At 39.8% G+C, this 15,353-nt stretch carries 14 protein-coding genes; 8 read left to right on the top strand and 6 right to left on the bottom strand.

Annotated features, from left to right (window positions below; genetic code table 11):
- Positions 1–58 precede the first annotated feature (58 nt).
- The 4 genes from gcvP to VKY50_RS03095 all read left to right on the top strand — a co-directional run bounded on the left by gcvP (position 59) and on the right by VKY50_RS03095 (position 5,514).
- Positions 59–2,908 (top strand): aminomethyl-transferring glycine dehydrogenase, encoded by a 2,850-nt coding sequence (gene gcvP / locus VKY50_RS03110; protein ID WP_324298743.1) that lies wholly within the window; start codon positions 59–61, stop codon positions 2,906–2,908.
- Positions 2,909–3,057: 149 nt separating this feature from the next.
- A complete protein-coding gene (locus tag VKY50_RS03105; protein WP_324298741.1) occupies positions 3,058–4,113 on the top strand; it encodes a 3-oxoacyl-ACP synthase III family protein in 1,056 nt (351 codons plus the stop codon).
- Between the two features lies 1 nt (position 4,114).
- Positions 4,115–4,645 (top strand): class I SAM-dependent methyltransferase, encoded by a 531-nt coding sequence (locus VKY50_RS03100; protein WP_324298739.1) that lies wholly within the window; start codon positions 4,115–4,117, stop codon positions 4,643–4,645.
- A 14-nt stretch (positions 4,646–4,659) separates the two neighbouring features.
- Complete coding sequence (locus VKY50_RS03095) at positions 4,660–5,514, top strand: glycosyltransferase family 2 protein (RefSeq protein ID WP_324298737.1); 855 nt, start codon at positions 4,660–4,662, stop codon at positions 5,512–5,514.
- Between the two features lie 83 nt (positions 5,515–5,597).
- Here the strand turns inward: VKY50_RS03095 and pafA are convergent, their stop codons facing one another.
- Positions 5,598–7,250: an alkaline phosphatase PafA gene (gene pafA / locus VKY50_RS03090; RefSeq protein ID WP_324298735.1), complete on the bottom strand. Its 1,653-nt coding sequence runs from the start codon at positions 7,248–7,250 to the stop codon at positions 5,598–5,600.
- A 118-nt stretch (positions 7,251–7,368) separates the two neighbouring features.
- Between pafA and VKY50_RS03085 the strand changes: the two genes are divergently transcribed.
- Together VKY50_RS03085 and VKY50_RS03080 are read left to right on the top strand one after the other, a co-directional pair.
- A complete protein-coding gene (locus VKY50_RS03085; protein WP_324298733.1) occupies positions 7,369–8,106 on the top strand; it encodes an MlaE family ABC transporter permease in 738 nt (245 codons plus the stop codon).
- Positions 8,106–8,867, top strand: coding sequence for an ABC transporter ATP-binding protein (locus tag VKY50_RS03080; RefSeq protein WP_324298731.1), 762 nt, complete (start codon positions 8,106–8,108; stop codon positions 8,865–8,867). Before VKY50_RS03085 ends, VKY50_RS03080 begins: the two co-directional genes overlap by 1 nt.
- A gap of 114 nt (positions 8,868–8,981) precedes the next feature.
- Here the strand turns inward: VKY50_RS03080 and VKY50_RS03075 are convergent, their stop codons facing one another.
- From VKY50_RS03075 to VKY50_RS03055, 5 genes are all read right to left on the bottom strand, one after another.
- A complete protein-coding gene (locus VKY50_RS03075; protein ID WP_324298729.1) occupies positions 8,982–9,323 on the bottom strand; it encodes a hypothetical protein in 342 nt (113 codons plus the stop codon).
- Between the two features lie 356 nt (positions 9,324–9,679).
- Complete coding sequence (hemL, locus tag VKY50_RS03070) at positions 9,680–10,963, bottom strand: glutamate-1-semialdehyde 2,1-aminomutase (RefSeq protein WP_324298727.1); 1,284 nt, start codon at positions 10,961–10,963, stop codon at positions 9,680–9,682.
- A gap of 12 nt (positions 10,964–10,975) precedes the next feature.
- Positions 10,976–11,779 (bottom strand): glucosaminidase domain-containing protein, encoded by an 804-nt coding sequence (locus VKY50_RS03065; protein WP_324298826.1) that lies wholly within the window; start codon positions 11,777–11,779, stop codon positions 10,976–10,978.
- Complete coding sequence (locus VKY50_RS03060) at positions 11,779–12,672, bottom strand: 1-aminocyclopropane-1-carboxylate deaminase/D-cysteine desulfhydrase (protein ID WP_324298725.1); 894 nt, start codon at positions 12,670–12,672, stop codon at positions 11,779–11,781. The genes VKY50_RS03065 and VKY50_RS03060 overlap by 1 nt, the downstream gene beginning before the upstream one ends.
- A gap of 63 nt (positions 12,673–12,735) precedes the next feature.
- On the bottom strand, positions 12,736–13,062 hold the full coding sequence (locus VKY50_RS03055) for a hypothetical protein (protein WP_324298723.1): 327 nt from the start codon (positions 13,060–13,062) through the stop codon (positions 12,736–12,738).
- Between the two features lie 90 nt (positions 13,063–13,152).
- Here VKY50_RS03055 and VKY50_RS03050 point away from each other — a divergent pair, with 90 nt between their 5' ends.
- Together VKY50_RS03050 and VKY50_RS03045 are read left to right on the top strand one after the other, a co-directional pair.
- Positions 13,153–13,305: a C1orf53 family protein gene (locus tag VKY50_RS03050; protein ID WP_324298721.1), complete on the top strand. Its 153-nt coding sequence runs from the start codon at positions 13,153–13,155 to the stop codon at positions 13,303–13,305.
- A gap of 51 nt (positions 13,306–13,356) precedes the next feature.
- Positions 13,357–15,345 (top strand): urocanate hydratase, encoded by a 1,989-nt coding sequence (locus VKY50_RS03045; RefSeq protein ID WP_324298719.1) that lies wholly within the window; start codon positions 13,357–13,359, stop codon positions 15,343–15,345.
- Positions 15,346–15,353 lie beyond the last annotated feature (8 nt).

The raw sequence follows: 15,353 nt of genomic DNA, 5'->3' as shown, positions 1-15,353 counted from the left end.
TTTTAAAGAAATATAATATGTATTTTTGCGAAAAATATAACATTATTAGTCGATTAGTATGAAAACAGATTCTTTTGTTACTCGCCATGTTGGACCTCAAGAAGATGATTTAAATAGTATGCTTAACGTCATAGGCGTGGATACTATTGACGAACTTATAGCACAGACTGTCCCAGCTGGAATACGGCTGAAGGAGGAATTAGACTTGCCCCCGGCCATGTCGGAATATGAGTATTTAGGTCACTTAAAAAACCTAGCAAAAAAGAACAAAGTTTTCAGAACATATATAGGATTAGGATATAATGAATCTATTACCCCGTCGGTAATTAAAAGAAATATCCTTGAAAACCCAGGATGGTATACAGCCTACACCCCCTATCAAGCAGAGATTGCGCAAGGACGTTTAGAAGCCTTATTAAATTTCCAAACCATGGTCTGTGATCTCACAGGAATGGAAATTGCCAATGCTTCTTTACTCGATGAAGGTACTGCTGCTGCAGAGGCCATGTCCATGCTTTTTAGTGTTCGAAGCCGTGATCAGAAGAAAAATGGATCGAATAAATTTTTTGTCTCTGATCTGGTATTACCGCAAACCATTTCAATCCTTAAATCCCATGCAGTTCCCCTTGGAATCGAACTACATATAGCGGCTTACGAAAACTTTGATTTCTCCAGCGATTATTTTGGTGCGTTACTGCAATATCCAGGAAAGTTTGGTGCCGTTTACAATTATCAAGAATTTGTAGCCAAAGCCAATTCCAATAATATCAAAGTGGCCGTTGCTGCAGATATATTAAGTTTGGTTAGTCTAATACCTCCTGGTGAATTTGGCGCTGAAGTAGTGGTGGGTACCACCCAGCGATTTGGTATCCCATTAGGGTATGGCGGACCACATGCCGCATTTTTCGCCACCAAAGAAGCGTATAAAAGAAATATTCCAGGAAGAATTATTGGGGTTACGAAAGATATGGACGGACGCATGGGATTGCGTATGGCCTTACAAACCCGTGAACAACATATTAAAAGAGACAAAGCAACCTCCAATATTTGTACAGCTCAGGTACTGCTAGCGGTGATGGCTGGAATGTATGCGGTTTACCACGGGCCAAAAGGCTTGAAATATATTGCTGACAAAGTACACCGTTCCACCGTAACCCTTTGTGAGGCACTAGAATCTTTAGGATATCAGCAGCACAACACTTCTTATTTTGACACCCTATTGATCGATGCAGATGCAGCCAAAATTAGACCCCTAGCAGAGGCACAACAAATCAACTTTTTATATCCTCAAGAGGATAAGGTTGCTATTTCTTTAAATGAAACAGTAAGCCTTAGGGATTTAAATACCATTGTTCAGGTATTTGCTCAGGCCGCTGGAAGAACTGCCCAAGACATATCAGAACTTACCCAACAATCCAATATCCTTAATGCGAATCTAAGACGAAGTACTTTCTTGGAAAATGAGGTGTTTAACAACTATCACTCCGAGACAGAACTTATGCGTTATATCAAAAAGTTAGAACGAAAAGATTTAGCGCTTAATCATTCTATGATCTCTCTTGGTTCCTGTACTATGAAGTTAAATGCTGCTTCTGAAATGCTCCCTATTAGCTGGGATGAATGGGGTAACATTCACCCGTTTGTTCCATTAAACCAAGCAGAAGGGTATTTGGAAGTCCTAAAGGAGTTAGAGCATCAACTCAATGTCATTACTGGGTTTGCAGCAACCTCACTTCAGCCTAATTCAGGTGCTCAAGGAGAGTTCAGTGGACTTATGGTCATTAGAGCTTACCACGAATCCAATGGAGAGGGCCATAGAAATATATGCCTTATACCCGCTTCGGCACACGGGACAAATCCAGCTTCGGCTGCGCTAGCAGGCTTTAAAGTAGTGGTCACTAAAACAGATGAAAAAGGCAATATCGATGTTCAAGATTTAGCTCAAAAGGCCGAAAAACACAAGGATGAGTTAGCCGCATTAATGGTGACCTATCCTTCTACCCATGGGGTATTTGAATCTTCCATCAAAGAAATCACGGAAATCATTCACAGCAATGGTGGACAGGTCTATATGGATGGTGCTAATATGAATGCTCAAGTAGGACTTACCAACCCAGCAACCATTGGTGCTGATGTTTGTCACTTGAATTTGCACAAAACCTTTGCTATCCCACACGGTGGTGGTGGTCCTGGCGTAGGTCCCATATGCGTGGCGCCACATTTAGTGGAGTTCTTACCATCCAATCCAGTGGTTACAACTGGCGGAAAAAACCCTATCGAGGCGATCTCTTCTGCTCCATTTGGAAGTGCACTTGTTTGCTTAATATCTTATGGCTATATCAAAATGCTCGGACGAAAAGGACTAATGAAAGTAACTCGTGCAGCTATTTTGAACGCCAACTATATCAAAGCTAAGCTCACGGGTACTTTCGAAGTATTGTACACTGGTGAGAAAGGAAGAGCGGCGCACGAGATGATTATCGACTGTAGACCCTTTAAAGTAAAAGGAATCGAAGTAACGGATATCGCTAAACGTCTTATCGATTATGGATTCCACGCACCTACTGTTTCTTTCCCTGTGGCTGGAACGATCATGATCGAACCTACAGAGAGTGAAAGTGTGGCCGAATTAGATCGTTTCTGTGATGCTTTAATTTCTATTAAAAATGAAATTGATCAAATCACCGATATCGATCAGGAGAATATATTAAAAAATGCACCGCATACCTTGCGAATGGTTACTGCGGATTCATGGGAATTCCCATACAGTAGAACAGAGGCTGCATATCCACTGCCCTATGTGGCAGAAAACAAATTCTGGCCTACTGTACGCAGGGTAGATGAGGCTTATGGCGATCGTAATTTAATGTGTACCTGTCCTCCAATAGATGCTTATATGGAAGCCTAATTTTCCATACACCATAAAACCTTTTATAGCCTTCTGATATTCAGAGGGCTATTTTTTTATCGCAAAATTGGTATTGAACATCGTAATTAAATGGCTATTGGTATTAATTTCTCCAATACATAACTTACCTTTAGAAAAATATAGACTCTATGCATACAAGAATTATTGGAACAGGATCTTACATTCCATCAGTGATTACAAAAAATGAAGATTTTATCAATCATGATTTTCTCAATACAGATGGCAGTGCTTTTGGTAGTGATACTGCTGAAATAATTGAGAAATTTGAGTCTATTACTGGGATCCGACAAAGACGTTATGTCAGCGAGGATCAAAACAGTTCGGATATTGCTTTTTTAGCCGCAGCGAAAGCTATAGAGGACGCAAGAATCGACAAAGAAATCTTAGATTATATTATCGTAGCTCATAATTTCGGTGATATTGCTAGCGGAAGCTCCCAAACGGATACTGTGCCTAGCATTGCCACACGTGTCAAACACGCTCTAGGTATTAAAAATCCTAAATGTGTGGCGTACGATTTACTCTTTGGATGTCCAGGTTGGATCGAAGGATGTAATCACGCCTCAGCATTCATAAAGGCCAATATGGCTAAAAACTGTCTCGTGGTCGGCACCGAAACCCTTTCCAGAATTGTCGACAAGCACGATCGTGATTCGATGATCTACGCAGATGGTGCTGGAGCAGCTGTACTTTCAGCTTCCCCAGAAGAGGGAATTCTATCGCAACTCTCCGCATCCTACACTCAAGAGCAAGCCTACTACCTTTTCTTTGGAGCATCCTATAATAAAGAGATTTCGGACAACCGAAAATACATTAAAATGTTTGGAAGAAAAATTTATGAATTTGCAGTCACTCATGTCCCAAAAGCGATGAAAGAATGCCTGGACAACAGCGGGGTAGCTATAGAAGATGTTAAAAAAATATTCTTACATCAGGCCAATGAAAAAATGGACGATGCCATCTTGAAACGATTTTACCGCCAATATAATTCATCCGTACCTGAGCACATCATGCCCATGAATATTCATACCTTAGGAAACAGCTCTGTGGCCACCATACCCACCCTTTTTGATATGGTTCGTAAAGGAAACATGAACCATCAAGAATTACATAAAGGAGATGTTATTATATTTGCAAGCGTAGGCGCAGGAATGAACATTAATGCGCTGGTTTATAAATATTGATATGTACGAAAATAGCTTTCCAAGTAGACGTTATAAAAAAACTATTGAGTTTCTAGAAAGTTCACTTCCCGCACCGTCTAATATCCTAGATTTAGGCGTAAAAAACCCCTTTAGTGAGCTTATGCAACAAAGAGGCTATCAGGTGATCAACACCACAGGAGAAGACCTCGATGTGGACTACAAAGTAGTTGAAAACCCTCAAATTGAAGCGGTGACAGCTTTTGAAATATTTGAACACTTACTAGCGCCCTATAATTTGTTAAAGGCCATTAAGGCGGAGAAATTAGTAGCCTCGGTCCCACTCCGACTATGGTTTTCAGAGGCCTACAGAAGTAAGACAGATCCATGGGACAGACACTACCATGAATTTGAAGATTGGCAATTCGATTGGCTTTTAGAGAAAACAGGATGGCAGATTAAAAAATCAGCGAAATTCACCAACCCCGTTAAAAAGCTTGGTTTTCGTCCTTTATTACGAAGTTTTACCCCTCGGTATTATTTGATTTACGCCCAACGGGTCAACCAGCCATAATTCCCTTTGAGCTTATGAGATATTACGTGGTTATCCCAGCGCATAATGAGGCGGATTTTATTGTTCAAGCACTTGAGAGTTTGGTGGATCAAAGTTTACCCCCACAAAAAGTAATTGTGGTTAATGACCATTCCACTGATAATACAGAACAACTCATTGATCACTACAGCGAGAAATATGCTTTTGTAACCAAGTTAAACACCGAATCGTCAGAGACCCACATGCCAGGAAGTAAGGTTATTAATGCGTTCAACAAAGGACTCGCGCTCTTGGATGATCATTATGATTTTATCGTCAAATTAGATGCTGACATCATTCTTCCCAAAACGTATTTTGAAAAGATTGCAACGGTATTTAGTGAGCATCCAGAAATTGGTATCGCTGGTGGTTTTGCCTATGAACAAGATAAAAACGGAGCGTGGCTACTTAACCACCCCATGGGAAAGGATCATATAAGAGGTGCCTTTAAGGCCTATAGAAAGGAAACTTTTAAAGCTATCGGTGGGTTGCGATGTGCCATGGGTTGGGACACCTTAGATGAGTTATTAGCCAGATACCATGGATACCAGATTCAAAGTATCGAATCTTTAAAAGTAAAACACCTCCGGCCCACTGGAAAATCATATAATAAAAAAGCACGTCTACTGCAGGGAAAAGCAATGTTTACGATGGGGTACGGGCTAATTTTAACAGTGATTTCCTCCTTTAAAATGGCTCTTATGAATAAAAGACCTAGGGTTGTAATAGACAACCTCAGGGGATACTTTAAGGCCAAAAACTCGCGAACTCCTCTAATTGTAAATGACAAAGAGGCCAAGTTTATCCGCGCCTATCGCTTTAAGAAAATAAAATCTAAAATAGGACTTTAATAATTTAAACCAGCCTATAAAGGATAAAAAAACACCCCTTGGTTAACCCAAAAGAGGTGTTTTCATATATCTTTTATGATATTCTAGTCTAGTTGAAGGGCTTCACTAATAGGCTCCCCATTGCTTCCACTAGGAAATGCAATACCTAAAAGTGCAGCTATAGTATTTGCAATATCTGGTATTTCGGTTCTTTTTACCGTCGATCCATGGTTAATTCCTTTACCAAAAAATAGCAGTGGCGCATGTGTATCGTATGCATATCCAGTCCCATGTGAGGTACCAGTTCGAGAACTCGTAGCTAAATACCCTGGCTCCCATACAAATAGCACATCACCTGAACGATTAAAGTTGTAGCCTAATTGTAGCTTTGATGCAATCCCTCTAGTAAAAGTTTGATTACGCATAGCATACCCTGTGTAGGCCTGAGCGACATGCTTGTAATTTTTAATTTCATTTACAATTGCATCCTCAATTTCCTTTGAGGTGATGCCTATTTCTTTCAGCCGTTCTTGATTTAAGAATATTTGCCCGTTGGAGATATTTTTAACCAGGTCTTCACTATTATAAGTCTCTTTTAAAAACGTATCTAAATTACTGCGGAATCCCTTACTATCAGCGTACCCCCCAGGAATTTTCAAATCTTCCAAATAAGCAGGAACTTCCACTGCAGCATGATCCGAGGTTAAAAACACCGTGTACTCACCCTGACCAACTTTGTCATCTAAATAGTTTAACAAGCGTTCGATATCAAGATCCAATCGAAGGTACATGTCCTGGGTTTCAACAGCACTTACCCCAAAGCGATGCCCTACATAATCAGAAGAAGAAAAACTAATAGCAATAAAATCCGTAATATCATCTTGTCCCAAGTCCTCACCTTCAATGGCAGCCATCGCAAAATCAGTCGTTAAAGAATTTCCAAAAGGCACTCCTTTAATTAAGTCAAAGGCTCCATTTTTTTCCCATAAAGCAGGAATATCATAAGGAAATACCGCGGCTCCTTGCGTTTTGAAAGGACCTTCATAAGCGTTTTTATCTGCAAGGCTCTGATGGTAAGTATCAATATCATACAGGGTATTCCATACTTTTTTATATTTTTCCGCCTGGTTTGACTTATTAAATTTTTTCACCCATTTAGGCAGTTCTTTCATATAGTAATCACTGGTTATCCATACCCCTTCATCACTCCCATGGAACCAGTATGCAGCGTCAGCAGCATGCCCAGCAGGTAATATTGAACCTCTATCTTTTACAGATACCCCGATGACCTTTCCTTTAGAAACAGTCGCTAACTTCAACTGATCGGTTATGGTAGAAGATTCCATTCTCCAGGGTGACATTTTTCCAGCATCGGATGTTGTTCCTACAGAATTAGCATTGTTATCTTCGGTACAATAGACCATTCTATCGGCTACTTTATCATACCAATTATTACCGATGACTCCATGTACATTGGGTGTTGTTCCAGTATAGACAGAGGTGTGACCAACAGCGGTATAGGTGGGGATGTAATTAAAATGATTGTTTTTACAATTAAATCCTTCATTGACCATTCGTTTAAATCCACCATCCTGATAGCGATCCCAAAAACGGACTAAATAATCATAGCGCATTTGATCAACTACGATTCCAACTACAAGTTTAGGTTTAGTAAAAGGTTTTACATCTTCTTTACTTTGCGCGGTTGCATTAATAAACCCAGCGATAAAAAGGCTGAGTAAAAGATATTTTTTCATGTTTTTTAATGTTGAATGTTACAAAGCTACTATTTTAAAATCAGCAGCAAAGTTAAAATTTAGATTAAAACCCCACTTATTAGTATAATATTCGCATTAACTATCCTATTTTTGTTTTATGGTATATTTGGAAAATATTGGTCGGTATTTTATGATGCTAGGAGAAGTATTTAGCAGAACTACCAAATGGCCAATGCTAAAAAAACTTATTTTAAAGGATATCGATGATCTCATTTATGGCTCCTTGGGCATCATTATCTTTATTTCCTTTTTTATCGGCGGTGTGGTTTCTATTCAGACAGCACTAAATATCAACAATCCGTTAATTCCGAAATATCTTGTTGGATTTACCACAAGGCAATCGGTGATTCTAGAGTTCGCTCCGACCTTCACCTCAATTATCATGGCTGGTAAGGTGGGATCTTATATCACATCGAGTATTGGAACCATGCGGGTAACGGAGCAAATTGACGCCTTAGAAGTTATGGGAATTAACTCATTAAATTACCTTGTACTGCCAAAAATTGTGGCCCTGATGCTTTATCCTTTTGTGATTGCCATTGCCATGTACATGGGAATACTGGGTGGTTGGATGGCTGCTGTATTTGGTGGATATAGCTCTAGCGCCGAATTCATCCAAGGTTTGCAGATTGATTTTGATACCTTCCATGTCATTTACGCTTTCCTTAAAACCATGGTCTTTGCATTTTTACTGGCCACCATACCATCATTTTATGGATATTATATGAAAGGTGGCGCACTAGAGGTAGGAAAAGCAAGTACTTCTTCTTTTGTTTGGACTAGTGTCGCAATTATTATAGCCAACTATTTACTCACTCAATTACTCTTAGGATAATGATCAAAGTTGAAAACTTACATAAATCATTTGGAAGCACCAAGATTCTCAAAGGGATCACGAGTTGTTTCGACAAGGGTAAAACCAATTTGATTATCGGTCAAAGTGGATCGGGAAAAACCGTATTTTTAAAATGCCTATTGGGTCTTTTCCAACCAGATGAAGGTAAAATCATATACAACAATCTGGATTATTCCCAGATGAACGAGGATCAGCAAACCCAATTAAGGCAAGAAATGGGAATGGTTTTCCAAGGGAGTGCTCTTTTTGATTCTATGACCGTTATTGAGAATGTCATGTTTCCTCTTCGTATGTTTACAACACTTACAAGAGAGGAAATGAAGGATCGGGCAGCAACCGTTTTAGAACGTGTCAACTTAGTTGATGCCGATTATAAATTACCATCAGAGATATCGGGAGGAATGCAAAAACGCGTGGCCATCGCTCGAGCCATTGTCAACCAACCAAAGTATCTCTTCTGTGATGAGCCGAATTCAGGATTGGATCCAAAAACAGCTATTGTAATCGACAACCTCATCCAAGAGATCACTAAAGAATACGATATCACCACCGTAATTAATACCCACGATATGAATTCCGTAATGGAGATAGGGGAAAAAATCCTATTTCTTAAAGATGGTCTCAAGGCTTGGGAAGGTACAAACGAAGAAATCTTCCGAACAGATAATAAAACCGTTACCGACTTTGTTTATTCGTCTGACTTATTTAAGAAAGTCCGAGAGGTTTATCTTAAAAAATAAAAGAGCATTTATAGCGCGATCCTGTATTAAAATCAGTGCAACAGGATCGCTAGTTAACATCTCAAAACTCCAGGTGTTGCCTAAGGGTAAACAACCTACTAGTTCCCCAGTACATTAGTAACATAGTTCGCGAACTGGTTGGTTTACCGTAATGCAATTCAACTCAGGACATTCCACATTAAAATATCCATAAACTGCTTTATTCTTACATTCTGCAACAGTAAAATAGTTGTAAATTTCATCTACTGGAACAAATTTCACTACAAGTCTTTGATGCTCCATATAGGTCGATTGAATATTACAGTATTGACGATCGACAAAATAGACCATAAATCGGTAGGACATACCGCTACTAATCATCGTTCCTTTAATTGGAATCTTTCTTCCATTCCAAAGAATATCTTTGGGTTCCGTATCGATAGTAGTTCGTTCAATTTTGAAATTTAATGCAGTCATGATTCTAAGTATTAAGTTGGTTTATTGTACAACAAATCTATAGAATCATTAAGGGGGAAAACAGAGGTAAATTCTTGATTTTAAAAGGGTATTTTTCCTATGACACAATCGTTCAACGTAAAAAAAACCTTGTCAAAAAGCATCTTTTAAGAAAAAATAAGGCAAATCCAGCTCCCAATGCTTAATTTGAAAGATAGTAACGTTCTTTGAGAGCGGACAATTAATAGCAGCTATCTTTGAAAATACCATCCGATCGCTTCTCAAAACTAAACCACCAATACGCTTTAGTCTTACCATTAAAAAGTAACCCAAGGGAGTGAAAATAAAATTCACTCCCTATTATAAAAGCAATCTCTTTATAGGCTATTTAACACCTTCGAGGCAGCCTCAATAGTACGATCTAAATCCTGGTAACTCAGTGCGTCATTAAGGAACCAGCTTTCAAATGCACTTGGAGGAAGATAAATCCCTTCTCGAAGCATTCCGTGGAAAAACTTCTTAAAGTATTCATTATTCCCGTTAACGGCTGTTTCAAAATCAACAACTTTGTCCGTAAAATGAACTGATATCATGGAACCAATGGTATTGATCGTATTTGGCACCTGTATCTTAGAAAGGACCGCCTTCAATCCTTTGTGTAGATAGGCCGTCTTATCCGCTAAGCTTTGAAATACATCAGGGTTCTGCGATAAATGATTCAACATTGCTAAACCACCAGCCATCGCTAATGGATTTCCACTAAGAGTACCAGCTTGGTAAACAGGGCCCACTGGCGCTAGAAAACTCATAATTTCATCGCTGGCAGCAAAAGCTCCCACCGGAAGTCCCCCTCCAATTACCTTTCCAAAGGTCACAATATCCGCATCGATTCCTAAAAACTCCTGAGCACCACCCTTTGCTAATCGAAAGCCTGTCATGACCTCATCGAAAATCAGCAGAATTTCATGCTGATCACAAAGCCCGCGCAAGCCATTTAAGAACCCCTCTTGAGGAATGACACAACCCATATTTCCAGCGACAGGTTCTAATATAATTGCTGCGATCTCCCCTGGGTTAGCATCGATGAGTTGCTTGACACTTTCAAGATCATTATAATGAGCCAGTAGGGTATCTTTAGCCGTTCCTTGTGTAACGCCTGGACTATTTGGGCTACCGAAAGTAACCGCTCCACTACCCGCTTGAATTAAAAACGAATCAGAGTGACCATGGTAGCAACCTGCGAATTTGATAATCTTATCCTTGGCGGTATAACCTCTGGCTAGTCTAACTGCACTCATACACGCTTCCGTCCCACTGTTTACAAATCTAATTTTATCGATATTCGGAACCATGGAAACTGCTAATTTGGCGATATCAGTCTCTATCTTGGTCGGAATCCCAAAGGAAGTTCCAAGAGCTGCCTTTTCAATCACACTATCCACAACGGGCTCAAAAGCATGTCCTAGAATCATAGGTCCCCATGAAGCGATATAATCAATATAAATGCGATCGTCTTCATCATATAGATAAGCACCTTTGGCTTTTTTAATAAATATAGGCTCACCACCTACCGCATTAAAAGCTCTAACAGGAGAATTTACCCCCCCTGGAATATATTTTTTGGCCTCAGCAAAAAGGGCACTACTTCTTTTATAAAGCATTGTCAACTTTTTTTAATTTAAATATAATATCTGTCCGACATGAATGGTATTATCCCTCAAGTCGTTTTTTCTTTTCAATTCATCTACCGACATGTTATGGCGTCTGGATATAGAATACAACGTATCTCCTTTAGACACCACATGTTGTCTCTCAGCGGTGCGCTGACCTTTACGCGACTTTTTCCCCATTGCCTGGTCATCGTACTCATAGAGACGATACCGTTCAATAAGCGAAATTAGTTTTTCCGGATAGCGTCTATCTGTGGCATACCCTGCTTTTCGCAGACCTCGAGCCCAACCTTTGTAATCATCGGGTTTTAAATCAAATAAAAAATCGTATCTACTTCTGGTGGTTAAAAACCTCGAATGGTCCGCAAAAGATAATTCTGCATAGTCGTATTTTCGAAAACATTCGCCCTTAGCATCATCATCATGATAGGCTCTTTCACCCTGCCATCCGGTGTGACATTTTATACCAAAGTGGTTGTTGGCCTTACGAACCAATTCTCCTTTACCTGCTCCGCTCTCTAAAATTCCTTGGGAGAGTATGATACTTGCAGGAACTCCAAATTCACGCATTTGACGCACTGCAATTGGGCTATAGACACGAATATAATCTTCTACAGTTTCGGTATACACCGTTGTTCTTGAGGTCGATTCCAAGGTCTGCGTCTCTCGCTCTTTTTCCCTGCTGCGATCATTTTTTTCGCTAACCACTTCTCTTTCAGTAGGTCTCTTGGACTTAGTTGCCTTCTTTTTACTACCGCAACTGGCTAATAAAACCAATACGAAAACCACAAAAATCTTTTTTATCATCATGTTAATAATGGTAATTTTTTTCGTTTTAAAACTTGATTCATACCTTCTATGCCCTGTAGCCCCCCAGTGTGTATCGCTAAAATTTTACAGGGGCCTTTAAAATACCCGTTTTCCACAAGATCCATAATGCCATAGATCATCTTCCCTGTATATACAGGATCAAGTGGTATGCCGGTATCACACTTAAACGCATTGATAAACTCCACAAGTTGACGATTTATTTTAGCATAACCTCCAAAATGATATTTATCAATCAATTTCCACCTATTGTTTGTGGCAAACTTACGGATTTCTGATTTTAAAAAATCCCCTCTTAAGGCTGGAAATCCCAAAACTTGTTGATCATCTTGCAGGCTATTGATTAATCCACTGATGGTACCCCCAGTACCTACCGCTACACAGATGTAATGAAAATCGGCATCCTGGTCTTGTAAAATCTCTTCACATCCTCGAACTGCATGACCATTGGTTCCTCCTTCTGGTATTACATAAAATTTTCCAAATTTTTCCTCCAGCTCCTTTAAAAAACTTTCAGAATCCTTATCGCGGTATTGTACTCTATCGACAAAGGCAAGCTCCATGCCATGGGATTTTGCAAAGTTCATTGTCGGATTATCATCCTTACCGCAAAGCTCTTCTCCTCTTATAAGGCCAATGGTCTTAAAGCCTTGCTCATACCCCGCATAGGCCGTGGCAGCAATATGATTCGAAAAAGCGCCGCCAAAGGTAAGCAGGCAGTCATAGCCCTTGGTTTTGGCCATAGCGAGATTGTATTTCAGTTTACGAAATTTATTCCCTGAAACAAACGGATGTATCTGATCCTCCCTTTTTATATACAACCTTATGCCATTGTTTTTGAGTATCGGTAAATTGACTTGCTGATTGTACAAACCTTCCTTTTTTAAGTTGACCAAGATACGACAAACCCCTACCAAAGAAAAATGACATTAGGCTTAAAAAAGATACTTTAAAAAACTGTAAACTGGCCGATGATCCAAATAATCTAAGTCAGTCTCATGAGCATAGGCTTCTTTTTCAAAACTTATATTTCTATAAGCTTTAACAGCGTTTCTAAAGCGTATTATTCCAACAAACCATTCTATTAAATACCAAAGGTAGAAGAAGACGATCAAAAGTTCTAGTTGTTGTCGAAGATGAATGCGCTCGTGGTTAATTAAAACAGTATCAAGTTTCAGCTTATTTTCCTTGAGTATGATCAACGGCCATAATGTAAGGCCATCATAACGTTTTGGCAATATGTATTTAAAGACTAGAATCAAATTAAAATTTGGTATAAGTACCTGCTTATTTGTATTTTTCCACTTGCGTTATCTGGGTAAAGATAGCATAATCTAATTTAGGCCTTTTTTATGAAAAAAATTATTCCAATCCAAGAGGGAGATTTTTACCTGTCCGCCGAGGGGTACAGGGTCTTCACAGAACAATACCATCTAAGGAGAGGGTATTGTTGTAAAAGTGGCTGTAGGCATTGCCCGTATGGGTATGACAAAAGTAAGGATTAACATTTCCTCCAAGGGCAAAAGCTAGTTAATAATGTATTAAATCAAGTAACAATGACATTTCAAGAAGAACTACTTCAAGGTATACCGAAACAACTACCCGAGCTAAAAGCATACGACCATAAAGTCAACCATGCCCCCAAACGCAAAGACATTTTAAGCGCACAGGAGAAGAAACTGGCACTCAAAAACGCCCTACGCTATTTCGATAAACAAGTGCACCCACAACTGCTCCCGGAATTCAAGGAAGAACTCGATCGTTTTGGCCGCATTTACATGTATCGTTTTAAACCCAGCTATCCAATCTATGCGCGCGATATTGATCAGTATCCTGCCAAATCAAAACAAGCAGCGGCTATTATGCTAATGATAATGAATAATTTAGATCCCAAAGTAGCCCAACATCCAGATGAACTGATCACCTATGGAGGGAACGGTGCTGTATTTCAAAACTGGGCACAATACAGACTTACGATGCAATTCTTAGCGGAGATGACCGATGAACAAACACTGGTGATGTACAGTGGACATCCTATGGGGCTTTTCCCATCGCATAGAAATGCCCCTAGAGTGGTAGTAACCAATGGTATGATGATTCCCAATTACTCCAGTTCCGATGACTGGGAAAAATTTAATGCCCTAGGGGTGACCCAATATGGCCAAATGACCGCTGGAAGTTATATGTACATTGGGCCTCAGGGTATTGTACACGGAACAACCATCACGGTATTGAATGGATTTAGAAAAATCGGTCGGAGTCCAAAAGGAGGACTTTTTGTAACCTCGGGCCTAGGAGGTATGAGCGGGGCTCAACCAAAGGCTGGAAACATCGCAGGATGTATTACCGTATGTGCAGAGGTAAATCCAAAAGTCATCGAAACACGCCATTGTCAAGGTTGGGTCGATATCATTATAAAAGATTTAGATGATTTAGTCCGTAGGGTTAAAAAAGCCGTTCAAGAAAAGGAAGTAATCTCCATAGCCTACCAGGGAAATGTAGTAGATGTTTGGGAAGAATTTGATACCCAGCAAATAAAAATTGATCTAGGCTCAGATCAAACCTCACTTCACAACCCATGGGCAGGTGGGTATTATCCGGCAGGGATATCATTTGAGAAGGCGCAAGAACTTATGGCACAAGAGGGCGAACAATTCAAAGCCTTGGTGCAACAAAGCTTACGAAGGCAAACAGCAGCCATTAACAAACACACCGCAAAAGGCACTTACTTTTTTGATTATGGGAATGCTTTTTTACTTGAAGCCTCTAGGGCAGGTGCTGATATTATGACCGAAGATGGACAACATTTCCGATATCCTAGTTATGTACAGGACATTATGGGACCAATGTGCTTTGATTATGGATTTGGTCCATTTCGATGGGTGTGCGCCAGTGGAAAAGAAGAGGATTTACGTAAAACTGACGCGCTGGCTATAAAGGTCCTTGAAAATCTTAAACAAGATGCTCCTCCAGAGATTCAGCAACAGCTACAGGACAATATCCATTGGATCAAGTCAGCAGAACAAAACCAGCTAGTGGTAGGCTCTCAAGCTCGAATATTGTATGCAGATGCTCTTGGAAGGATAAAAATAGCAGAAGCTTTCAACCAAGCTATTTCCAAAAATGAAATAGGTTTTGTAATTTTAGGTAGAGATCATCACGATGTCAGCGGAACGGATTCTCCATATCGAGAAACCTCAAACATTTATGATGGCTCACGCTTTACAGCGGATATGGCCATACAAAACGTCATAGGGGACAGCTTTAGAGGAGCCACTTGGGTGAGCATTCACAACGGTGGTGGCGTTGGTTGGGGAGAGGTGATAAATGGAGGCTTCGGCATGGTTCTTGATGGTTCTAAAGAGGCTAGTAATCGCTTACAATCCATGTTATTTTGGGATGTAAACAACGGCATTGCTAGAAGAAGCTGGGCTCGAAATAAAGGAGCCGAGTTTGCAATTAAACGAGCTATGGAAGAAGAATCTAATTTAAAGGTTCACCTTCCAAACCACGTAGATGAAGATTTACTGGATACGATATTATAAAAACAACA

The organism is Galbibacter sp. (assembly GCF_035306585.1).
Classification (GTDB): domain Bacteria; phylum Bacteroidota; class Bacteroidia; order Flavobacteriales; family Flavobacteriaceae; genus Galbibacter.
Note: the sequence above shows the minus strand (reverse complement) of the source record. Positions and strands in the feature narration are given on the sequence as shown.

Excerpts from the sequence above, each read along its gene's own strand:
- gcvP (WP_324298743.1), top strand. The coding sequence starts at position 59 with ATGAAAACAGATTCTTTTGTTACTCGCCATGTTGGACCTCAAGAAGAT.
- VKY50_RS03105 (WP_324298741.1), top strand. The coding sequence starts at position 3,058 with ATGCATACAAGAATTATTGGAACAGGATCTTACATTCCATCAGTGATT.
- VKY50_RS03100 (WP_324298739.1), top strand. The coding sequence starts at position 4,115 with ATGTACGAAAATAGCTTTCCAAGTAGACGTTATAAAAAAACTATTGAG.
- VKY50_RS03095 (WP_324298737.1), top strand. The coding sequence starts at position 4,660 with ATGAGATATTACGTGGTTATCCCAGCGCATAATGAGGCGGATTTTATT.
- pafA (WP_324298735.1), bottom strand. The coding sequence starts at position 7,250 with ATGAAAAAATATCTTTTACTCAGCCTTTTTATCGCTGGGTTTATTAAT.
- VKY50_RS03085 (WP_324298733.1), top strand. The coding sequence starts at position 7,369 with ATGGTATATTTGGAAAATATTGGTCGGTATTTTATGATGCTAGGAGAA.
- VKY50_RS03080 (WP_324298731.1), top strand. The coding sequence starts at position 8,106 with ATGATCAAAGTTGAAAACTTACATAAATCATTTGGAAGCACCAAGATT.
- VKY50_RS03075 (WP_324298729.1), bottom strand. The coding sequence starts at position 9,323 with ATGACTGCATTAAATTTCAAAATTGAACGAACTACTATCGATACGGAA.
- hemL (WP_324298727.1), bottom strand. The coding sequence starts at position 10,963 with ATGCTTTATAAAAGAAGTAGTGCCCTTTTTGCTGAGGCCAAAAAATAT.
- VKY50_RS03065 (WP_324298826.1), bottom strand. The coding sequence starts at position 11,779 with ATGATAAAAAAGATTTTTGTGGTTTTCGTATTGGTTTTATTAGCCAGT.
- VKY50_RS03050 (WP_324298721.1), top strand. The coding sequence starts at position 13,153 with ATGAAAAAAATTATTCCAATCCAAGAGGGAGATTTTTACCTGTCCGCC.
- VKY50_RS03045 (WP_324298719.1), top strand. The coding sequence starts at position 13,357 with ATGACATTTCAAGAAGAACTACTTCAAGGTATACCGAAACAACTACCC.